General features: G+C 33.1%; 21 protein-coding genes. 8 read left to right on the forward strand and 13 right to left on the reverse strand.

Annotated features, from left to right (window positions below; all coding sequences use genetic code 11):
• Window positions 1-156: 156 nt before the first annotated feature.
• From GWR14_RS03675 to GWR14_RS03735, 13 genes are all read right to left on the reverse strand, one after another.
• The gene (locus tag GWR14_RS03675) at window positions 157-2,880 is read right to left on the reverse strand and encodes a TonB-dependent receptor (RefSeq protein ID WP_246236273.1); all 2,724 of its coding nucleotides are present in this window, start codon (window positions 2,878-2,880) and stop codon (window positions 157-159) included.
• A 242-nt stretch (window positions 2,881-3,122) separates the two neighbouring features.
• Window positions 3,123-3,806: a hypothetical protein gene (locus GWR14_RS03680; protein WP_163407700.1), complete on the reverse strand. Its 684-nt coding sequence runs from the start codon at window positions 3,804-3,806 to the stop codon at window positions 3,123-3,125.
• Window positions 3,793-4,170 (reverse strand): GntR family transcriptional regulator, encoded by a 378-nt coding sequence (locus GWR14_RS03685; RefSeq protein WP_163407701.1) that lies wholly within the window; start codon window positions 4,168-4,170, stop codon window positions 3,793-3,795. The genes GWR14_RS03680 and GWR14_RS03685 overlap by 14 nt, the downstream gene beginning before the upstream one ends.
• Window position 4,171: 1 nt before the next feature.
• The gene (locus tag GWR14_RS03690) at window positions 4,172-5,002 is read right to left on the reverse strand and encodes a hypothetical protein (protein ID WP_163407702.1); all 831 of its coding nucleotides are present in this window, start codon (window positions 5,000-5,002) and stop codon (window positions 4,172-4,174) included.
• Window positions 4,992-5,828: an ABC transporter ATP-binding protein gene (locus GWR14_RS03695; protein WP_163407703.1), complete on the reverse strand. Its 837-nt coding sequence runs from the start codon at window positions 5,826-5,828 to the stop codon at window positions 4,992-4,994. Before GWR14_RS03695 ends, GWR14_RS03690 begins: the two co-directional genes overlap by 11 nt.
• Window positions 5,829-6,100: 272 nt before the next feature.
• The gene (locus tag GWR14_RS03700) at window positions 6,101-6,985 is read right to left on the reverse strand and encodes a bifunctional 5,10-methylenetetrahydrofolate dehydrogenase/5,10-methenyltetrahydrofolate cyclohydrolase (RefSeq protein ID WP_163407704.1); all 885 of its coding nucleotides are present in this window, start codon (window positions 6,983-6,985) and stop codon (window positions 6,101-6,103) included.
• Between the two features lie 128 nt (window positions 6,986-7,113).
• Window positions 7,114-8,478 (reverse strand): signal recognition particle protein, encoded by a 1,365-nt coding sequence (ffh, locus tag GWR14_RS03705; RefSeq protein ID WP_111285640.1) that lies wholly within the window; start codon window positions 8,476-8,478, stop codon window positions 7,114-7,116.
• Between the two features lie 173 nt (window positions 8,479-8,651).
• Complete coding sequence (locus GWR14_RS03710) at window positions 8,652-9,119, reverse strand: hypothetical protein (protein ID WP_163407705.1); 468 nt, start codon at window positions 9,117-9,119, stop codon at window positions 8,652-8,654.
• 12 nt (window positions 9,120-9,131) lie between these two features.
• A complete protein-coding gene (locus GWR14_RS03715; RefSeq protein ID WP_163407706.1) occupies window positions 9,132-10,109 on the reverse strand; it encodes a hypothetical protein in 978 nt (325 codons plus the stop codon).
• 45 nt (window positions 10,110-10,154) lie between these two features.
• On the reverse strand, window positions 10,155-11,837 hold the full coding sequence (locus GWR14_RS03720) for an MBOAT family O-acyltransferase (protein WP_163407707.1): 1,683 nt from the start codon (window positions 11,835-11,837) through the stop codon (window positions 10,155-10,157).
• Window position 11,838: 1 nt separating this feature from the next.
• Window positions 11,839-13,170: a GDSL-type esterase/lipase family protein gene (locus tag GWR14_RS03725; RefSeq protein ID WP_246236274.1), complete on the reverse strand. Its 1,332-nt coding sequence runs from the start codon at window positions 13,168-13,170 to the stop codon at window positions 11,839-11,841.
• Window positions 13,171-13,252: 82 nt separating this feature from the next.
• On the reverse strand, window positions 13,253-14,728 hold the full coding sequence (locus tag GWR14_RS03730) for an SGNH/GDSL hydrolase family protein (RefSeq protein WP_163407709.1): 1,476 nt from the start codon (window positions 14,726-14,728) through the stop codon (window positions 13,253-13,255).
• Window positions 14,729-14,939: 211 nt separating this feature from the next.
• Entirely contained in the window at window positions 14,940-15,965 is a 1,026-nt protein-coding gene (locus tag GWR14_RS03735) for a hypothetical protein (protein WP_163407710.1), read from the reverse strand.
• Between the two features lie 203 nt (window positions 15,966-16,168).
• Here GWR14_RS03735 and GWR14_RS03740 point away from each other — a divergent pair, with 203 nt between their 5' ends.
• The 8 genes from GWR14_RS03740 (at window position 16,169) to GWR14_RS03775 (ending at window position 23,043) form a co-directional block, all read left to right on the forward strand.
• Window positions 16,169-16,684 (forward strand): RNA polymerase sigma factor, encoded by a 516-nt coding sequence (locus GWR14_RS03740; RefSeq protein ID WP_163407711.1) that lies wholly within the window; start codon window positions 16,169-16,171, stop codon window positions 16,682-16,684.
• 51 nt (window positions 16,685-16,735) lie between these two features.
• Window positions 16,736-17,635 carry a FecR family protein gene (locus GWR14_RS03745; protein WP_163407712.1) on the forward strand — a complete coding sequence of 300 codons (900 nt, stop codon included), beginning with the start codon at window positions 16,736-16,738 and terminating at the stop codon, window positions 17,633-17,635.
• Window positions 17,636-20,170: a TonB-dependent receptor gene (locus GWR14_RS03750; RefSeq protein ID WP_163407713.1), complete on the forward strand. Its 2,535-nt coding sequence runs from the start codon at window positions 17,636-17,638 to the stop codon at window positions 20,168-20,170.
• A 131-nt stretch (window positions 20,171-20,301) separates the two neighbouring features.
• Window positions 20,302-20,691, forward strand: a complete 390-nt coding sequence (locus GWR14_RS03755) for an OB-fold protein (protein ID WP_163407714.1) — start codon at window positions 20,302-20,304, stop codon at window positions 20,689-20,691.
• Between the two features lie 10 nt (window positions 20,692-20,701).
• Window positions 20,702-21,565, forward strand: coding sequence for a DUF5777 family beta-barrel protein (locus GWR14_RS03760; protein ID WP_163407715.1), 864 nt, complete (start codon window positions 20,702-20,704; stop codon window positions 21,563-21,565).
• Between the two features lie 37 nt (window positions 21,566-21,602).
• Entirely contained in the window at window positions 21,603-21,953 is a 351-nt protein-coding gene (locus GWR14_RS03765) for a hypothetical protein (protein WP_163407716.1), read from the forward strand.
• An 11-nt stretch (window positions 21,954-21,964) separates the two neighbouring features.
• Window positions 21,965-22,510, forward strand: coding sequence for a YceI family protein (locus tag GWR14_RS03770; RefSeq protein ID WP_163407717.1), 546 nt, complete (start codon window positions 21,965-21,967; stop codon window positions 22,508-22,510).
• Between the two features lie 17 nt (window positions 22,511-22,527).
• Window positions 22,528-23,043 carry an ankyrin repeat domain-containing protein gene (locus tag GWR14_RS03775; protein ID WP_163407718.1) on the forward strand — a complete coding sequence of 172 codons (516 nt, stop codon included), beginning with the start codon at window positions 22,528-22,530 and terminating at the stop codon, window positions 23,041-23,043.
• Window position 23,044 lies beyond the last annotated feature (1 nt).

The raw sequence follows: 23,044 nt of genomic DNA on the forward strand, positions 1-23,044 counted from the left end.
AGAAGTGTTTTTTAAGTGGCGCAAAATTATCTTTTATTTTTTAGAACAGAAATTTAAAATTATTAATTAAATACTAAAATAATTCCGGACAACATGAGCATATCCGAAAGTTTTGTTATGTTTTTTCTGTAAAGCTGAAATTATTTTATTTATAGTTTAATTCTTTTTCTTTATCTCAAAATTTTGAAATTTATACAATAAAGAGAACATGACATAGCGCTTTAAAACAGTATTTTCTGAATCGACTACTGAGGTTGGCGTAATAGTCCTGGAAGTACTCTGATTTTGATTCAGTATATCATAAACTTTTACTTTGAAAGTAAACTTGTCTTCAGCAAACTTATAAGACAAACTTGTGTTCCATAAATAAAAATCTTTTTTGTAAGGCCCTGAGATGTTTGAATTATATGAATAGCCAAAATCATTACCCAAAACCCAGTTCTTAGGCCAGAGAGTAGTCATTTCCACATTAAAATTGTGTGTTGTATTTGAAGTTGAACTTATGGAACTATTACTATATCGGGTATCATTATAAGTAAAATTATAAGACGGTTTGATGCTCAGCAATTCTCCATAATCATACGAGAATCTCATTCCCGGCATAAAACGCAGTGATTTTGCCGAATACAACTCACCATTAGTAAAACCTTTATCATAATTATAAGTGGTACTTAAATTAAATCTCAGCCCATAAGTATGGGCATCCTTTTTTATAGATTTACTCCATTCCCCTCCTACAATCGTATTATATGTTCCGTATACGTTATCATAAGTTGAAATTTGTTTTCCTGAAGCATTATAGGCTGAAGCTCCTACTATCTGATTATCATAATAGGTTGAATTTGTATAAATGTAATAGCCTGAACGTGACTGGAAATCATAGTCTGAAAAAGTAAGGTACAAAAAATGTGAAGTTGAAGCCTTAAGGTCAGGATTTCCGGTTCTGACCACTAGCGGATTATCCAGATTAGCAACTGCCAAAACCTGATAATCTTTTGGAATCGTAAACCTGCGATCATAAATCATGAAAATACCTTTTGACTTCGTAAACCGATAATTCGTCTGAATTGTACCTTCGGGAATAACATAGTTTTTATTCAGATCGGTTGTTTCATTCAAATAGAGCGCATGATTTTGTGTCTTTACAAGATAAGTCCCTGTAGATACCGTTAAATTGAATTTCTTTTTATTGATGCTAAATCCAACTTTAGGGCTAATTTGAAATCTATTAGAAGAACTGTAATTACTATACAAATCATTATAATCATCATTCCCTCCATTACGATCGAATGTTTTTTTATCATCTATTGTTTTTTCAAAATCTGAAACAATTTTAAAATTTAAACTTACTGAATCGCTTACAGGTTCAGTATATTGAATCGCAGACGAGTATTTATCTCTATCTGTATTCTGAATAACATCCTGGATACGCTCATCATCCGGGCTTGATCCGTCTGTAAAAACAGTCAATGAATTTATTTTAGAATCGGAATCGTTTCTTGAATTTTCGTTCTGAAAATTGGCTGTAAAGTATCTTCCTATTCTCTTCCCTTTCGTAAAAACGAAAATATTATTTTGAAAATTGCTATTATCCGTTTCATTCGTATTATAAGAACCGCTTGTATTGATTAACTGATTGTTCTCATTCCATGTTTTTTTATCAAAATCACTTATTGATGTGGTTCTGCCTATTTCAATTTTTGGTGTAACAATAATTTTTGTAGCAGGCGAAATATTATATTCGAAATTCAAATCAGCATTGTGTTTATTAAAATCCCTGGTGTCTTTAGAATTAGACACAGCCAGTAATGAACCGGTTGGTAACAAAGTTGCTTCTGTTGTTGTGTTATTATTTTCAGAGTTTGAATTCGTAAAGTAATAATTTACGTTAGAATTAGCCCCTTTAAACCATTCATCAGCATAATTCAATCCAATCATATTTGATTTTATTATTCCCGGACCTCTTCCAATTACAGGACCTCGGGAACCTGGATTCCTGCCTCCTCCCATGTTATCAAAAACCTCATCCATAGAAAACCCTGTAGCATTGATATTATTGGAAGAAGCCAAAAAGCTAATGCGTTTTTTATCTTTAAAATAACTCATCAGAGCACTGCTTTCATAACGTTCAGAGCTGCCGTAACCACCAAGTACCTTTCCGAAAAAACCTTTGTTTTTGTCTTTTTCTATCGTTAGATTGATAGATGCATTATTTGACGTTGAGGCTTGTTTGGTAAATTCCTGTTCTTTGGTTTTGGTATCCGAAACCTGTATTTTTTTTATAATTTCTGCCGGAAGGTTTTGAAGCGCCACTTTTCCGTCTTCGCCAAAGAAAGGTTTTCCGTTTACCAGTATCTGATTAACCTCCTTACCATTTACCATTATCTTTTTGTCGGCATCAATGGTTACTCCTGGCAGTTGCCTCAGCAAAGCTTCAACATTAGCATCCGGGCGCATTTTAAAAGAGGAAGCGTTAAATTCTACAGTATCTTTTTTAACACGAACAGGAGCCTCGCTTTTTACAATGACTTCATTGAGTTCGTTTTCATGTTTCAGAAGTTTTATAACTCCCAAATCCATATTTTGAGTTAGTTTTTCAATGGTTTCAGAAAACTCCTGATAACCTTCTCCTGAAACTTTCAAAATAATATTTTGGGAGATTGCTTTGGTTTCTAATTTAAAGTGACCATTTTTATCAGAAAGAGTATAATTTATTACCGAAGAGTCTTTGGGATGAATCAGGTAAACTGTTACTGCCTCAATGGGTGCTTCTTTTTCTGTAACAATTTTACCATTTAGAGCGATACTCTTTTGTGCTAAAGAAGAAAAACAGCATAAAGAAAACACAATGAAACTTAACGTTTTTATCATATCATTCATTATAAAGTACCTTTATTTAAAAGAACTGAAAAAGCATCAAAAGATATCTGGAAACCTACAATTTTCACCATAAATGACTTATATTTTTTATTAAAAAAAACTCAATTATTTATATTTTATTGTTTTATTAGGGTCAAACTTACTTTTTAATTCAAAAAATAAATCCCAACAAATGTTAAATAGACAAGCATAAAACCAATACATATGTTAATTTTTTCAAAATAAAACAATTCTATAATTATCTAATCTCTAAAATACATACTGCTTGTTTTATCTACATCAAGTCTTATTTTACCGTTTATAGCTACATCAAAAAAAGAATCATTAATCAGGAATCCTGACACATCTTTTATTGCTTGTTTTGAATTTACATAAAGTGCTGTTTTATCCAGTTTAAGATTAGCAGATTCTAAATCACCATCCAAATGAATACTTGACTCTTTTGATTGTATTAAAGCATACATCGCTTTATCAAATCTCCAGTCGAGCTTAGATTTATCTGTAATAATATTCAAAGTATCTGTACGAAATTTCATTATCCGAATATCTGAATTTTCCTTAGCCACTACACTTTTTATATGAGTACAAACAATTTCTGTTACATTTCTAGTATGCTTTAACCTGCCCTTTTTGGGTTCCTCTGAAACAACAAAAAGAGTATCATTTCGAACTTTAAAAGATTTAATGTTAGGAACTGTTCCGGGCAAATAAAGCTGATGTATTTTGTTTTCTTTTCCGTTTACTAAATGAAAAACAGCACCAGGTTCTGCTACTACTACCGAAAAAGGATATAAAGGTTTTTCCTCTCCCAAAAAATAAGCTGGATCATCATAGCTTTTATAATATTTTGAACCAATATACAATAAGAGGATTCCCCCAAAAAGGAAAATTAAAAAAGATGAAATTATGATGTTACTTGTCTTCATAGTCGTTGTTTTTAATAGCCGTTAATAGTTCTTCTAAATCGGTAGTGGTAAGTTTCAGCAGTTTTACTTTAAGAATAAAATCTGGCAATTCCTGACTGAAAAAATTAGATTTTTCATTGGCTTTAATTAAGTCTAAAGCTTTTTCTGAAACAAAAAAACCAATCCCGCGTTTGTTGTCAAATATTCCGGATTCCTGCAAGTTAGCATAGGCGCGCATTACTGTGTTGTGATTCACTTCAAATTCAGCAGCCAAATCCCGTACTGAAATCACCCGGTCACCCGACTGCAATTGCCCTTCTAAAATTTGCTGGCAGAGATTATCTACTATCTGCAGATAAATCCCTTTGGTTGATTTAAAATCCATATTAAACCTCCTTTTCCTTTAATTTAAAATAAGCTAATGGTAAAAAGAATATCCACGACAACAATGATAAAGCTAAAAGGGAAAATTTAGTACTATCTAAATTTTCTGTAACATTAAATGTCTGCAATTGAAGATCAAAACCTCGTGTTTCCTGAGGATAAAAAATATGAGAAAGTATCACTGAAAACAAAATACAGCTAAAAAAAAGAATTCCCGAAATCACAACTGTTTTAATTAAAGCATAACGTTTAAAAAAAGTTGTACCCGCAAAAAGATAGACTCCATAAGAGAAAAAAGCAAAAACCGTAAAAATTATCTGCCAGGTATCCCATAATTTAGTTCCTCTGCTTACTAACAGACTAAACTCAAAATAAGGAACTTTTGAAGGATCAAAAAATTCATTTCTAAAAAGAATTTCAGGTTTTAAAGAAGCTTTAGCCAAACGAATTACGATCCAGAACAGACCTAACGCTGTAGGGATAAAAACCCCTATTCTAACCAAAAACTGAACTAAAAACTTCTCAAAAACTGATCCCGGAGTAAGCAAATAATTACCCGTTTTAATTTTATCTGCCAAATCAGGAAATGCAGTTCCGATAAAAACACCTGCTCCCATCATATAAAATGTAAAACAAGTCAAATAATAAACATTAATCTGTTCCTGAAACCTAATCAGAGTAGCTTTATTTGAATTTAAAAACCAATAAATCAACACATAAGCTACAAATCCCAAACCTAAAATAGTAAGCAGGTATTTTGTTTTATTAATTAACAAATCCTGTTTCAATAAATTACTAAACCTCCTTAAATTAAAATGATTATTAAATGACATGACTTTTGGATTTTAAGGTTACTTTATTCATTATGGCATTAAAAAGCAGTTCGATATCTATTTCGGTTTCATCTGTTTGATCTGCCTCTGTGATGATGTGGTATCCTCCCAGACATTTCTCCTGATAAATTGGTTTTTCGAGATCTGATAAAACTGCAACGGTTTTAAATTGAAGCTCTTGACTGATATTAAAAACCGATTCATTGTATACTATCCTCCCTTCATCAAGTACAACAATAGTATCAATTATGGTTTCAATATCTTTTACCTGATGGGTTGAAATTAAAACCAATTGTTCTTCGGAAACTGAGCTTACCAATATTTTTCGAAATAAACTTTTGGACGGAATATCTAAACCATTGGTTGGTTCGTCCAAAATCAACAGACCGCAATTAGTAGATAAGGCAAAAGCAATGAGGAATTTTTTGCGCTGTCCGTGAGAAAGTCCGTTCAGATTTTTTTTAGGATCTAATTCAAATTCCTTCAATATTTTATCCATTTTTTGATAATCAAATTTTGGATATAAAGGAGCCGTTGCTTTCAAATAAAGTGAAATGGTTGTAGACGGAAACGAAAACTCTTCAGAAACCATATAGGTGTCTTCTAAAAAATTTGGCAACCTATCAAAAGGTTTGAAACCATTAATTTTTAACTCTCCAACCTGTGGTTTCAGCAGACCTGAAATCAATTTGAGTAACGTAGATTTACCCGCTCCATTTTTACCTAACAAACCGACAATACTTCCCTTCTGTTGCTGAAAAGATAAATCAGTAAACAAAGCTTCCTGCTTTTTATACTGAAATGTTAAATGCTGAATATCTATCATATCATATTTTATTAGTGTACTAGTTTTGTAGTACACAAAGAAAAGATATTTTTTGGAAAAAACAATTCATTTTAGAAAAAAAAGCTAAAATAAAAACACTCAACTCTAAACAGATCAACTACTTAAAATAAAAAAACCAATAAAATCAAGGCTTCACAAGTAATATATTCAGAAAGAAAAAATAAAATATTAAGACAACTTCATTCCTTTTTCAGTACAAAAAAAGCCCTAAACTTTCGTTTAAGGCTTCTATAAAAAATATAAAATCTAATTTAATTTCTTGCACTTCTCATTTTTCGTGCTAAAAGTGTATTCTTAAGCAGCATAGCAATAGTCATTGGTCCAACTCCACCCGGAACCGGTGTAATAAATGATGCTTTTTTGCTTACTCCGTCAAAATCAACGTCACCCTTGATAACGTATCCCTTTGCATTTGATGCATCTTCTACACGCGTAATTCCAACGTCGATAACCGTCACACCTTCTTTTACCATATCAGCCTTTAAAAATTCCGGAACTCCTAAAGCTGTGATGATAATGTCTGCATTTTTAGTGAATTCTGCTAAGTCTTTAGTACGACTGTGTGTTAATGTAACTGTAGAATCTCCCGGATTTCCTTTACGGCTCATTAAAATACTCATTGGGCGTCCTACGATATGGCTTCTTCCAATTACAACGGTATGTTTTCCTGAAGTTTCAACTTTATAACGCTCTAACAATTCCATAATTCCAAATGGTGTTGCCGGAATAAAACTTTCCATTTCAAGCGCCATTCTTCCAAAGTTAGTTGGGTGAAAACCGTCAACATCTTTATCAGGATCAATTGCTAATAAGATTTTCTGCTCGTCGATATGTTTTGGCAAAGGTAACTGAACGATGTATCCATCCAGATTATCATCTTCATTTAACTCTTTAATTTTTGCAAGCAGTTCGTCTTCGGTAATGGTTTCAGGTAACGAAACTAAAGTCGAATCGAAACCGATTTCCTGACATGATTTTACTTTACTTCCTACGTAAGTTAAACTTGCTCCATTGTTCCCAACTAAAACCGCCGCTAAATGAGGCACTTTTCCTCCGGCTGCTTTTATAGATTGAACTTCGGCTGCAATTTCGTTTTTAATGTCGTTAGATGTTTTTTTACCGTCTAGTAGCTGCATTTTTTTGTTGTTTTTGTTTCAGGTTTAAAGTTTCAAGTTATTTACCGAACTTAAATTTTTATGTAAGTAAAAAAGTTTCAAATTTTAGTCTCATAACCTGAAACCTTAAACTTGAAACTTTTATTTTTTTATCTCGGCATTCCTCCTGGCATACCACCCGGCATACCTTTCATACCTCCCATCATTTTCATCAGATTTTTTCCGCCTGGACCTTGCATCATCTTCATCATTTTGCTCATCTGGTCAAACTGCTTCATCAACTGATTTACCTGCTCGACTTTTGTTCCCGAACCTTTAGCGATTCTGGCTTTTCTTTTTACGTCTATAATGGCTGGTTTGCTTCTTTCTCCCGGCGTCATCGAATAAATGATCGCTTCGATATGTTTGAATGCGTCGTCTTCGATTTCTACATCTTTCATGGCTTTTGAAGCACCTGGTATCATTCCAACCAAGTCTTTCATATTACCCATTTTCTTTACTTGCTGAATCTGCGTTAAGAAGTCATCAAAACCGAATTCGTTTTTAGCGATTTTCTTTTGAAGTTTTCTTGCTTCTTCTTCGTCAAATTGTTCCTGAGCTCTTTCAACAAGAGACACAACGTCTCCCATTCCTAAGATACGCTCAGCCATACGTTCCGGGTAGAAAACATCAATTGCTTCCATCTTCTCTCCAGTACCCACAAATTTGATTGGCTTGTTTACAATCGATTTGATTGAAAGCGCAGCTCCACCACGAGTATCACCGTCTAATTTCGTTAAGATAACTCCATCAAAGTTTAAGATATCGTTGAAAGCTTTTGCTGTATTCACAGCATCTTGTCCTGTCATAGAGTCTACAACGAACAATGTTTCTTGTGGCTGAATTGCTTTGTGTACACGTGCAATTTCGTCCATCATTTCCTGATCTACTGCCAAACGACCTGCTGTATCGACGATCACAACATTGAATCCGTTTGCTTTGGCGTGTTTAATTGCGTTTTGAGCAATTTCAACAGGATTTTTATTTTCCGGTTCTGAGTAAACCTCAACACCTATTTGATCTCCCACAACATGTAACTGATTGATCGCCGCAGGACGGTAGATATCACACGCTACAAGAAGTGGTTTCTTGTTTTTCTTTGTTTTTAAGAAGTTTGCTAATTTTCCTGAGAAAGTAGTTTTACCAGAACCCTGAAGTCCTGACATCAAAATAACAGTTGGATTTCCTGATAAGTTAACCCCGGCAACATCTCCGCCCATTAATTCGGTAAGTTCGTCTTTTACTAACTTAACCAATAATTGCCCCGGCTGTAATGTTGTTAATACATCCTGACCAATTGCTTTGTCTTTTACTCTGGCAGTAAAATCTTTAGCAATTTTAAAGTTAACATCGGCATCAAGTAAAGCACGACGAACTTCTTTTAAGGTATCGGCAACGTTTACTTCTGTAATTTTACCGTGTCCTTTTAATATATGGAACGCTTTATCTAACTTATCACTTAAATTATCAAACATATCATTTTCTTTATTTGAAGTGCAAAGATAATCTAATTAGATATTTCAGGCAATTTTTATTTAAGTGCAATTACGTTTGAATTTTATCGCAAAAGAAGCAAAGATTTAAGCAAAATACAGTATGTTTTTCAGCTTTATAGACATAAGAAAACTACAAGTCTAATTGCTATATTTTATCTTTTTCTGGTCAATAAAACACCCCCTTCTTTGGTATCTGAAATTCTAAACTTGCCCAGATTTTTATATTTCTTATCATACATATACATCGTAGGTGCTGCACAGGTCCCTCTCTGTTCAATATTATCTATGAATAATTCAATAGTAGTATTGTTAATTCTTTTATAACGTCCATTTACGGTTGTAAAACAATCTAGTCCACAAAAAGCAAAATAATAACTTCTAAAATGAATACTATCCTCAAAAACCAATGCATTACCAAAGCTATCTTTCTCATCATAAGGTCTTAACTCATATGCATCTATATTCCGATTTATACCTACTTGTTTTTTTGAAACCCACTTTTTCGAAATTAACAAATCTATTTTTTCCGTTTTGTTCTTTACTTTGCCTGAACCTGTAATATTTTGACCAGATACACCACTACAAAACATTCCTACAGCTAAAAGAAATATTATTTTCATATTTAAGTCTACTTATTCTTGCAAATAACGTTTTCTAATTTCATCAATTAGATTTTTCGCCACTAAAAAAACATTATCATCATCGGAATAATAATATTCTTTTAAATTGTACGATTTATTACAGGCGTACAAAATGCTTAAAACCTTTTTTATTTCATATTGGTTATCACCAAATTCGGATTCAGATTCGGATTCTTTTTCCTTTCTTTTTAGTAGTACTTCTAAACAATTCGCTATTGCCAAATCTGTTTCATTTTTAAAACGGTCATAAAATAAAGGAACAAGTTTTTCATACTCATAAGAACTTTCACCTTTTTTAAACCTTGAAATAATAAATTTCTTTAATCGTTGCTGATTAGCTGCGTTTAAAATAGCAGAATCTGTAATAATTCCCTTTTGTTTGTAATAGCGTACAAATGTACTTTCTGGCATAAGCTCGGTATAAGAGCCATCTGCTAAAAAATTTGCCAGATCATTAAGAATATATTCACTAAGAATGAAATCGACAGATGCTGCATATCGCTGTTTATCCTCCTTTAAATTTGAAATCTCAATAGCTTTTTTTATTGCCTCTTGTATGGCATAAGCTTTTGAACCTACACAGGAATACGACAGAATCAAGCGATAGTTTTTTTTCTCTTTTTTCAAAAAAAGAAAGTCATAACGAATCTCCTGATTATTAAAAGCTTCTCCTATTCCATATCCATTAGATTGTAAAGTATATGCTGGCTCTGAAACATTTTTACAGATAATTTCCTGTGGTATTTTCTTGCCCTTCGGAGGTTTTAGCCATTCAGCAACAATAACATGAGAAGTCGTCTGAATTCTCTCGAATGCATCGCTTAAAAGTTCATTAGTAGTAATGCTGGAATCACGTTTTACTATACAAATTGCATCACTGTTTATTAGTAGTTGTCTTAATGCTTGTGATCTTACTTGTATCACAAAGAAGAATAAACCCAAAATTATAATTCGTCCCAAGCGTGCCATAAAAAAAACAATATTTATTACTTATTTACAATCGTTGGAAATATTTTAAAATTGAAAATAAATAAACGGCTGTGATCCCGCTACCGCTGTTGCATAAACAATCCAGTAGACAAATCCCAAAATTATTGCTTTTATTAATAATGGTGTTTTGTCGAAGACAGATTTCATTCCGTTGGTGAATGTTTCGGGTAAAAAATGCCAAACATAACCGAATAACATTAATCCAAACACATTTTTATAACCTAGTATGATTGTCTGCCAAAGTTCAGGTTCAAAGGTTAATTGACCGATATTGTTAATTACCTGCAATGCTGTTTCGAAATCCCTTGCGCGGAAGAAAATCCAACAGAAAACTACGAAATGGAATGTGATTACTATTGAAAAGAATCTCCAAAAGAAATTAGGACTTTTATCTTTTTTGGATGGAAATAATTCCATGAAGATTTTATGAACTGCTAATGCTAAACCGTGCAAAGCTCCCCAAACAATGAACTGAGCTCCTGCTCCATGCCATAATCCGCCTAAAAGCATTGTAGTAAACAAGTTCAAATTGGTTACTAAAGTTTGTTTCTTTTTACTTGAAAGCAAAAATGACAAACAAAAAAGCAATATGGAGACCGTAGCAACAATCAGCGGAATTATACTGGTATTGTAACTTGTAATTCCCCAAAGCAATAGCCCGAAGAAAAATATACTTGGAAATAAATATCCAGCAAAAGAACCTTCGCGGTTTCCTCCCATTGAAATATACAAAAAGTCTTTTAACCAGGTTGAAAGCGAAATATGCCATCTTCTCCAGAAATCGGTAATAGATACAGACTTGTAAGGCGTTCTAAAGTTGGCTGGTAATTTAAACCCAAGCAATAATGCAATACCAATTGCCATATCTGAATATCCTGAGAAATCGCAATAAATCTGAATGGCATATCCGTAAGAAGCCATTAAATTCTCAAAAGAAGTATAACTCAGAGGCGTATCAAAAACACGATCGACGAAGTTTACCGATATGTAATTTGAGATAACCGTTTTCTTAATCAATCCGCCAATAATCAAAAACAAAGCATTGTTTACATCTTGTTTTGTCAGATTCAGTTTTTCATAAATCTGTGGCAGGAAATCTTTTGCACGCACAATTGGCCCGGCAACTAACTGCGGAAAAAACGAAACGAAAAATAAATATTCGATGTAGTTTTTAGTAGGTTTAATTTCTTCTCTATAAATCTCAATAATATAACTCATTGACTGAAATGTATAGAACGAAATTCCAACAGGAAGGAAAATATCATGAAGCTTGTAATTACCATGAAACATATCATTGAAAGTTACAATCATGAAATTCATGTACTTGAAATAACCTAATAATCCTAAATTCAGAATCACACTTATTACAAGATATATTTTCTTGGTACTGTCTTTTGTGGCTTTAAAAATAATCTGACTCAATCCATAATCCACAACTGATGAAAGCAGCAAAAGCAAAAAGTAAATACCACTTGACTTGTAGTAAAAGAAAAGTGAAAAAAGAATAACGTAGGTTAATCTCAAATAAAATGTTTTGCGTAAAAAAGCATACACAAAATAAAAAACCAGAAATAATCCTAAGAATAAACCGGTGTTAAATAATAATTTTTCATCAGGATCGTAAACAAACCATCCTTTTACCTGTTCTGTTGTAATTGCACCAAAATTTTGAATGAACCAATTATTAATGCTATCTATTGTTGTCAATTTACTTCTTTAAATTAAAATTATCGTATGCTTTTAAAAACGCCTCAGTAAACAAGCTTCCTTGTTTTTCATATCCTTTTTTAGAATAATGAACCCAGTCTCTGCCAATTAATCCCTGCGTTTTTAATTGTCTTATTCCTTTTAAACCGCCAAATTCATCGTATAAATCCCAAACGGCAAAACCATCTTTCTCTGCAATATCATTTATACGCTGTGCATATTCGCCCACATAATTATTCGGTTTTCCTCCTCTGAATAAAGAAGGCGGCGGTGTCATAACGATTATCGGAACATTTATATTCTGACTTTTCAGGTTTTTAATAAACTGACGCAATCTTTGAATATAATCTGAAGCCTCCAGTTTATCGAAACTTTCATTTGTTCCTAATGAGAAAATTAAAAGATCGGGATGCAATGCATTTAGCTGTTCAAAGAATAACGGGTATTTATTGTAATCTGAAAATTTGGCACCGTTTACTCCGATTCCGCTATAAGTTAGCCCAGAAGCATTTTTCTCTAAAACCAATCCGCTTAATTCATAATCTTTTGCTTCTTTCCCCGGAATTAAATAAATTTTATCTAAGGCTTTTTCTGATTTATAATAATGACAAAAAGCATCTGATTCAAGATTTAAAGGAACAAATTCTGATGTTTTTATATTTTTTGGACGTGTCTGATTTGTTGGAATTTTCAATACTCTGCCTGCACGAATATTATTTGATTTCAGCTGATTGGCTTTTTTAATTTCGGCTACAGAAACGTTGTATTTATTTGCAATGATAGATATTGCTTCTCCTTTTTTGATTTTATGAGTAATCACTCTTCGCTCTGTAGTCTCAATAAATTTGGTTTGAGAAGAAGAAGCCAAATCAAACATATTTTGGTTCTTTGGCGTTATAATCTGAATGGTATTGAACTTGTACGAAGGATCTTTCACACTCATTTCGATAACAAATCCTCCGGTGTCTCTCCAAAGCCCAATTCCGCTTAAACCAACCGGATAACCTTTGGCCGGATAAATATTTCGATAACTGCTCCAAACCCTGTTACAGCGAAAACGCTCATTATAAGATCCATTTGTTTTGGCCAATTGATATGGAAAAACAAATCCACGACCAGCATTGCCAAATTTCTGCTGCAGAATCTTTCTGATTTTGTTGGTCATCAAATCGCCCTGAATATGCGAATCACCAATATGTACAATATTTATTTTTTGATTCTTTTCGCTTTCATTCTCACTCAGTTTCTTAAAAACATTTTCTAATACCCTTGCATTATAAATATGGTTCCCTTCATAAATTTCACCACTTAGCGTATCTTTTTTGCTAGTCATATTTTTAGTTATTGAAAGTGAGTCTGATTTGTGCTGATTATCATTTGTCGAGAAAAAAAGACAACAAAAGAAAATAATAAGTTTATTCATTTACGCTGTCATTTTTCACAGATACGGAATCTGCTTTGGGGTTTCTAATCACTTTTGGCTTTACACTTAAATCACGCTTTTCACGTAAAGCTTTATATTGTTCGTATCCTTTATTTAACTGATTATACAGCAAATTACCAATTGCTTTTGCTCCACGCTGATTAAAATGCGTATAATCTTTATTGGCTCTGGCCGGAGATTCATCAACCCATTTTACCATTGATCCGTCACCGCCCATCAACATATATAAATTTACAAAACCTGATTCGGTTTCAAGAGCATATTTCTTTTGTGATTTCATCAAAGGAACAACCGCAGAATCGGTTTTCATTTCCAAATCGTACTTCGTTGACTTATCCGCTGTCGAAACAATCAAAATAGAAACTCCCGGGAAAGACTCCTTTATTTTATTTACTGCCTTTGTCATTCCTCTTTCGTACCATGAGTAATTTTTGGTTCCGTAATTCAGTACATTGGTTCCGTAATGCAAAATAATCAAATCGTATTTCAGATTATTATTAAAAGCCTGCATCACATTCGCATTAAATATTGAAAGTGGCAATCCTGAATTTCCTCTTTGCGAAAAATTATCTACGTGAACACCGCTTCCGTTATCAAAATTAAATCCGAAAATCGGAATTGAATCTGCATGAACAAAATTTGCTTTAAAAGATTTTATGCTTCCTGAAGTAACTTTTAGACTGTTTACCAAATTAGACGGATTCAGGTTTTTTCGAAGCGTGTCTTTTCCAATAATAAAATTCACATTTCCTTTTTTAGACGATCTTCCGTAAAATAAAGTTGGATTGTCTAAAGTTGTCGAATATTTATTGGTTCCGGCCTCATATTGTACCCAGGTCACATTGTTTTTATCATTTGCAAAAAACACATGACCGTTTACACCAAATGGACTGGCTGGTCTTTTTACATTCAGGTAAGATTGTGTTTTCCAGTTTTTAGAATAAGTAGATTTTACAGAACCACGAGATGCAGCCGACTCCGAAGATATCGAAACAAAACCAACTCCATGTCCTCCAAAACGCTCCTGATAATTGGTACGAACGTCCTGCACGATCAAATCGCCATCTGTCATTGAATCGCCATAATAAGCAATCCTTACATTTTGCCCCGGATTTTTCTCTAACTGATATAATTTTTCGTAAAACGAAATCAGATATTGATACCCTTTGTATTCATCAAAAGTTTCAGATGGAAATTCGATTCCTTCAATATTTTCATAAACGATTTCTTCTGCTCCTTCAGCATCAGTTCCATTGATACTATCGTTTACACTTAAAGAATCTTTAGCTACGGCTTCTAAAAGCAAACTATCTATAAGAACGTTTTTAGAGTTCATTTTACTTTCAGAAAAAATTTTGTCCGGTAAAACTTGTTTAAATCCAACGAAAGCAACAACAGCAATAGCAACAATGGCAAAAGACTGAAAAAAATATGGTTTTGTATTCACTTATTTATTATAAACTTGAAGGTTGAAATTAACAGAAATAATCTGAAAAAAAATCCTGTTAATTGTATTTTTAAAAATTGCTGTGCAAAGATAGAATTAAACATTAATTAAAAATTGTTTTTAAACAATAATGTATAAACTAAAAAGAAACCGCCTCAGTATTGAGATGATTTCTTCTTTTTCAACGTTCAAAAACAACCGTTTTTCACAATTAATTCTTTTCAAAATACAGATATCGAGTATTTTTACTGTCACTTAAGTCCCGAAAATGTATTTTAGAATTATTAAACTCAAACAATTTCCACGTACAGTCCAGTTTATGAAGCAAATCTGAACTAAAGCTTATTTTAAAATCCCTCACACCGTTTACAACTTTAGTTTCCCACTGTCCGGTTTCCGAAACACCTTCTTTTGTCGCAACTACAGATTTATCATTTTTAAAAACAAAACTATATCCACTATATATGGATGCTTTTTCTGTTTTATCATAAAAACAGGATATATTCCATGATCCATTTGTTATAACTTCTGTAAAATCCAAAACAGTCGTATTGTTATCCGGACAATTATCAATTGCATCCTTTATAGCATCCTCGAATTGAGCATTATTCGAAATTGTTTTTGTCTGATTATTATAATCTGTAATCGAAACAGGATATTTCAGAGCAATATACTGACTGTCAGTCAGATTTTTTATAAAATTAAAAAACGCCTGATCGCCTGTTATTGACACCGAACTTCCTATTTGACTGGCACTGTTATAAATATTGACTGTTATAGGGTAATTAATGTTTAGTCCGTTTATTTTGGATAAAAGATCCGGATAAAGATTCCAATAATCTATTAATGCATTAAAATCTGCTTCATTTGGAATATCTTTTTCGATATAGTTATAATAAATCATTGTTACCGGAAAATCTATTTTTACAACATCATCATCTGTATAGCTTGCATTAATGTTATCGAATATCTTTTGATAATCTGCCGTAGTATTCACGGCAATATTTTCATTATTTACAGTAACAGTATAAGGTAGTTTTATGGTACAATAACTCGACTGATCGACCACATTATCTCCTACTGTTTTTACCATAGCAATCCTTTGAAAATAGGATGTAAGCGGAGAATAACTTGTAACCGTTTCCTGCGGATTGTAACTCTGTTCATTTATTTCGCTTTGACAAGAGAATAACAGCAGGAAACCTATAATAGGTAAATATTTTTTGAAACGAAACATAGTGATATTTTTACAAAGGTAATCAAATTTAAGAATACAGGTTTCAGCGAATTTTAAGATGGATTATCAAATAATTGAGATTACTTTTTTACTAATAATCCTTTTCGGTTATACCTGAATAAAAACAATTTACTTCACTTTTACCCTACTTAAGTTAAAAAGAAATACTTTTGCAAATCCCAAATTGAAAGATATTACTGCTAATGTCAGCCACAAACCAACCAAATACCTGCGATGAAATAATTTTTTCGTCTTTTTTCAAAAGTCATATTAAAGAGCTTCGGAATTTTCTATACTACAAATTTGGCAATAAAAACCAGGCAGAAGACCTCGCTCAGGAAGCATTTATCAAACTTTGGCAAAATTGTGCTTCGGTACCAATCGAAAAAGCAAAATCATACATTTATACTATTGCAAATAACAGCACGCTAAATGAAATTGCGCATCAAAAAGTAGTTTTGAAGTATGAAAAAAACTTCATCGGTTCAGACAGAACCAACGAAAGCCCCGAATATCTTCTGGAGGAAAAACAATTTCAGTCCAAACTTTTAAAAGCCATTGAAAACTTAAACGAAAAACAACGTGTAGCTTTTTTGATGCATCGAATCGACAAAAAAAAGTATAGTGAAATTGCGGTGGCTCTGGATATAAGCGTAAAAGCTGTTGAAAAACGCATTCATCTGGCTTTGTTAAACTTGCGTAAAGAAATTGATATATAAAAAGTAGGGTAAATCCAGTTCTAGTTGTTTAATGATACAAGTACCAATACAATGAAAAAAAATCGCTTATTGGCCAAATGGCTCAACGATGATTTAACGGAGGATGAATTAGCTGAATTTAAAGCGAGTCCGGATTACGAAAAATACCAAAAGATTAAAAACTATACCCAGCATCTGCAAGTCGATGATTTGGATGAAGATGCTATGCTGTCAAATATTCTTCAACAGAAAAAAGCAGCTCCAAAAGTAGTTCCGTTATATAAAAAATGGATGTTTCGCGCAGCGGCTATTTTTGTTTTAGCTCTCACAGTTACTTTTGCGGTAAAGAGTTTTGTCCCGGAAACTGAAACTGCCAGTTTTGGGGAGAGAAATACTTTTTTGTTGCCTGATAATTCTGAAGTCGTACTGAATTCAGGTTCTGAAATAAATTATAAAAAATGGAACTGGAACAACAAAAGACGGCTTAAACTTGAAGGAGAAGCTTATTTCAGGGTCTCCAAAGGCAGAAGATTTGAAGTTCAGACCGATCTTGGAAAAGTATCGGTTTTAGGAACTCAATTTAATGTCAGAGCCCGAAAAAACAGATTTGATGTAATGTGCTACGAAGGCCGTGTAAAGGTAAATTACGGAAGTACACAAATCATTTTAACTCACGGACAAAGCGTTACTTTTCAAAACGGAAAGCAGTTCAGTACTTCTATAAATTCCTCTAAACCGGAATGGATGGATAATCAAATATTGTTTAACAAAGAAAACATCAAAAATTTACTGGACGAAGTCCAAAGGCAGTATAATATCACAATCGTATTAAATGCTAAAGATACAACTTCGCTATTTACCGGAAAATTACCGGCTGATGATCTTGATACTGCTTTACAAATCATAAGTACAACCTACCATTTGGAAGCGAAAAAAGTATCGGAAAATAAAATAATTTTTGACGAAAAATAGATGTTGGGCCCCAAACAATTTCATTTTTCGTTTTTTTTGTTTTTCCTTGTCCTGAACATTTTTGCTCAGGGCAAAGGAAAAACTACATCTTTAAAAAACATTATAATTGATATTGAACAGGAGCATCAGGTAAATTTTAATTACACCGAAGATAATGTTTCAGGCTTGCAATTAATACCTCCCAAAAAATCATTTTCTTTAGAACAAAAACTGCAATATCTCACACAAAAAACCAGATTATCTTTTGAAATTTTAGGAAATAAATACATCAACGTTTATAAAAACCTACATAAATCTGAAATAATTTGCGGATATGTTTTTTCTGACACCGACAAAAAACCCATTGAAAACGCAAACATTCATTTAAACAATGACACAGAGACCATAACAGACTCAAACGGATATTTTGAATTTGAGAAAGATTCAAAAAATGTCTTTTCAATAAGCCATGTCGGATTTATAACCCAAAAGGTTTCAGCAGTTCATGCAGATTCTAAAAACTGCCTCAATATTATATTAGAATCTGAAGTTACAGAACTTGAAGAAATCAAAACCAATCCTATTCTGGCTTCAGGAATTTCTAAAAACAGTGATGGTTCTTTTGAAATTAAACCTAAAAAATTTGGTATACTGCCCGGACTTATTGAGCCTGATGCTTTGCAGACCATGCAGCAAATTCCGGGTGTGAACAGTCTTGACGAAAGTGTATCGAGCATCAACGTACGTGGCGGTACACACGATCAGAATTTATTTTTATGGAACGGAATACGAATGTACCAGACGGGACATTTTTTTGGTTTAATATCCGTTTTTAATCCCAATCTGGCACATACTATTTCTATCTACAAAAGCGGGAGTTCTGCTTTTTATGGCGAAAGTGTTTCAAGTGTTGTAGCTATTTCTTCCACACCTGAAAAAACAGAAAAAAATAGCTTCAGTGCAGGAATAAATATGATCAATGCTGATATTTATGCCAAATACAATCTTTCTAAAAAGAGCTATATCGAAATTTCAGGACGAAAATCGATTACAGATTATGTAGAAACGCCTACTTATAAAGAGTATTTCAATAAGGTATTTCAAAATACTACAATTACCGATTTTTCTCAGAACCAAAATATCAATTATAAAAGTGACAGGAAATTTGATTTCTATGATGCTACTTTTAAATACGTCCAAAAAATAGGACTCAAAGATCAGCTGATAGTAGATTTGATAACTATAAAAGACGATTTAAAAGTCTTTCAGAGTGCTACTTCTTACAACATAATTAAATCAGAAAACAATATTTTACGCCAGCAGAACTATGGTGGAAACCTATCCTGGAAGAGAAACTGGAATAATTTTAACACAACTAAAATTAATGTTTACAACTCGTCGTATGAACTTTTGGCTAACCAGAGAACTACAAATGAAAATCAAATAGTCACGCAGGAAAACACGATTGAGAACAACGGAATTAATCTGGAAAACAACCATACGATTAACTCAAAAATTATTTTTAACAACGGATATCAGTTTAATGAAGTTGGTATTACCAATCTGGAACGGGTTGATAATCCTAATTTCTACAGTAAAATTAAAGATGTTTTAAAAACGCACTCTTTAATTTTGGAAGGAAAATATAATGATACGCTTTCCAGAATAATAGTGAATACCGGAATACGATTAAATTATATTGAAAAATTCAAAAAATTCATTCCCGAACCCCGCGTTCAGATTAACTATGGCTTTAGCAAAAATCTAAATCTAGAGTTGTTGGGAGAACTAAAAAGTCAAAACTGTCAGCAGATTATTGATTTACAAAAAGATTATTTCGGTATCGAAAAAAGACGCTGGATTATTTCGAATAATGAGTCAATTCCGATTCAGAGAAGCAGACAGATCTCTTTAAACTTATTTTATAAAAAAAATGACTGGCTGCTGGATATCGAAAATTTTTATAAAAAAGTAAAAGGAATTACGACTGCAAGCCAGGGGTTTCAGAACCAGCTGGAATTTGTACGCACAACCGGTGATTATGAAATCGTAGGGACAGAAATTCTGATTCAAAAAAAGATGAACCACTTTCTTACCTGGCTTAGCTATACCTACAACAACAATAACTACCATTTTTCAAATTATGAATACCCTAGTTTCCCGAACAACTTTGAGCTAACTCATACTATTTCGTGGGCTGCGATTTATGAAAAAAACAATTTCAAAATCGCTTTAGGAACCAAATGGTCTTCCGGCAGGCCAACAACTGCACCGGACATTTCTCAAATCGATCTTTCAGATCCAATTCTGGTTTACAAAAAACCCAACAGTACTAATTTGAATGTCTTTTCGCAGGTTAATCTTTCCTCTACTTACAAATGGGAAACGGCAAACGGCATTCAATATAAATTAGGAGTATCGATCCTCAACATCCTGAACAGGAAAAATGAAATAAGCGAATATTACAGAATAAGCTCCCTTTCTAATTCTATAGAAGAAGTGGACACTTTCTCGCTGCAAAGAACTCCAAATGTGAGTTTCAGGGTTTCTTTCTAACTCTAACTATCAGAACGTTATAAAAAACACCTCTGTTTTTTCATCTTTTTTTTACAAAAACAATAATTCTTTGGTAGGGTAAACTTTATCAAGGCTGTTTTATCATTGAATCCATTTAAAAAAAATAGAAAATGAAGAAAAAAATAATTGGAACAGCTATGGTAATAACTGCTTTTGGAATTTTCGGTTATTGCTACATCTGGTATGGGGGCGCCAGAAATGTAGCAGCCGAAGATGCCGTTTTTACCGTTTCCTCAAAAAGTATTATTGATGAATTTGATTCTAATATTGACAAATCAAATACAAAATACCTGGAAAAAGCCATAGCTATCAAAGGAACTGTCAGTCAAATAAATCCAAAGCAAATTATTATAGACAACACCATTGTTTGTGATTTGAAAGAATCAGATCCTTCAATCAAAAAAGGGCAGCTTTTAACCCTCAAAGGAAGAGTTGTTGGATATGATGACTTAATGGGAGAATTAAAACTGGACCAGTGTTCGGTAGTAAATAATAATTAATAAAATTAAAATGAGGAATTTTTCAGGCTTTTTGCTTCTGTTTTTTTTAACAACAAATCTATTTGCCCAGGATGATTTACTGAATCAGCTGGATAGTGTAACATCTAACGAAAAACAAATTGAAATAGCGGCTTTCAAAGGATTGCAGATTGCCAATATGCAGTCTACAAAATTGCCTGCGAAGGGAGAATGGTACATGCTTGTTTCACATCGTTTTGGCGACTTGTCCGAAGGATTTAATAATTTCTTTGGTTTAGATAATGCCCTGACAAAGTTTGGTGGAATCTATGGTGTAACAAACTGGCTGAGCTTTGGAGCTACGAGACATACATACAATAAAATTTACGAAATAACAGCCAAATATAAAATGGCCAATCAGGAAGTAAACGGATTTCCTGTGACTATTGTAGGATACAATACGATGGATATCAACAGTGCACTGGAAAAAGAGCTGTATCCTAATATAAGATTTTCGGATCGTTTAGCTTTTACAACTCAATTATTAGTTTCCAGAAAAGTCAGCGAAAAATTTTCTGTCGAATTAGGTCTTATTAATGTCTATAAAAACTTATATGACGATGCGCTTGAACAGCAAAACGTATTTTCGGCAGCAGGAGGATTACGCTACAAGATTGCCAAAAGAATGAGTGTTAACCTTGAATATGCTGCCCGCGTGATTACAGAAGAAAAGGATATAGACCCGTATCATAATCCGCTTACGGTTGGTTTGGATATTGAAACCGGCGGACATGTTTTTCAGCTTGTATTCTCCAACAGCCAGCCTATGAATGATGTCGCAGTATTTTCGACCGCTTCAGGGGACTGGACGAAAGGGAAAATTTATTTTGGTTTTAACATGTACAGATCCTTTTAAAAGTAACAACTATTTAAGTTAAAAATATTATTTCCATATGAAAAAGAGTATCCTAATCATACTATTTACCTCTGCAGCATTTTTAGTTTCCTGCACGCCCCGAACTTACGAAGATATTTCAGAAACAGAGATAAGTACTTCGCCAACTTATACGGCGAATATTGAAGCTGTAATACAAGCAAATTGTGTAGGCTGTCATTCTGATGGCGGACAATTTCCAACTTTAGAAACCTACGATCAGGTAAAAGATGCTACTCAAAATGGCGATTTAATCTGCAGAATTGATCAGACCCAGTCTTGCGGGAGCGTAATGCCCAGATCGGGACCTATGCCAAGAGCAACTATTGACATGATTATACTTTGGCAAAAAGAAGGATATAAAAATTAAAACTATATAACATGAAAGAAATACTAATATCAACATTGTTTTTATTGGCGGGAAACGCAGTTTTTTCGCAAAAGATGATTACCCGAACCGGGGAAGTAAAATTTGAGGCTTCAATGCCGGCTTTTGAAGAAGTAGCAGCAACAAACAAAACAACTTCGTGTATTCTTGAAAAAAGCACAGGTGACTTTGTGGCTTTGACGCTAATAAAATCATTCAAATTTAAAGCTCCTCTGATGGAAGAACATTTTAATGAAAATTATATGGAATCTTCTCAATTTCCAAAAGCCACTTTTAAAGGGAAGATTTTAAATTTTGATGACAAAAAATTATCAGCTTCAAAAACAGCTTATGATCTGGAAGGCGATTTAACCATACACGGTGTTACCAAAAAGATAAAAACTAAGGTTAATCTTGCCTTAAGCGGAGCAAAAATTTTGGCATCAAGTGCAATTTCAATAAAACCTCAGGATTACAAAATTGAAATACCAGGTTTAGTAAAAGGAAAAATTGCAGAAAATGTAAAAGTCGCTATGAATTTTGTTCTTGAAGCTAATTAATCAAAAACTATTTTATCATGAAAAAATTAGTATTGCTTATAATGTTGTTATGTCTTTCTATTGCTGAAGCACAAAACAAAACGGTTTTTGATATTGCCCGAACCGGAACTTTAGCAGAGATCCAGACCCTGAACAAATCAAATCCGGATTTAATCAATTCCCTTAACGAAAGCAAAACAAGCCCTTTAATTCTGGCCTGTTACAGAGGAAATACTGAAGTCGCCAAATTCCTGATAGAAAATGTAAAAGACATTAACTACAACTCTGATATGGGAACAGCGCTGATGGCTGCAACTTATAAAAATCACCCACAATTAGTAAAATTATTACTCGAAAAAAAAGCCAATCCAAATGCAACTGATGTCAACGGAACCACAGCATTGTCACTTGCAGTACAATTCAAAAATGATCAGTTAGTCAAATTGCTTTTAGACTATAAAGCAGATAAAACCATTAAAGATAACAAAGGAAAAACAGCATTTGAATATGCTGTTTTTTCTCAAAATGAAGAAATAATCAACCTTTTAAAATAAG

This window comes from Flavobacterium ajazii, from assembly GCF_010614725.1.
GTDB classification, from domain to species: Bacteria; Bacteroidota; Bacteroidia; order Flavobacteriales; family Flavobacteriaceae; genus Flavobacterium; species Flavobacterium ajazii.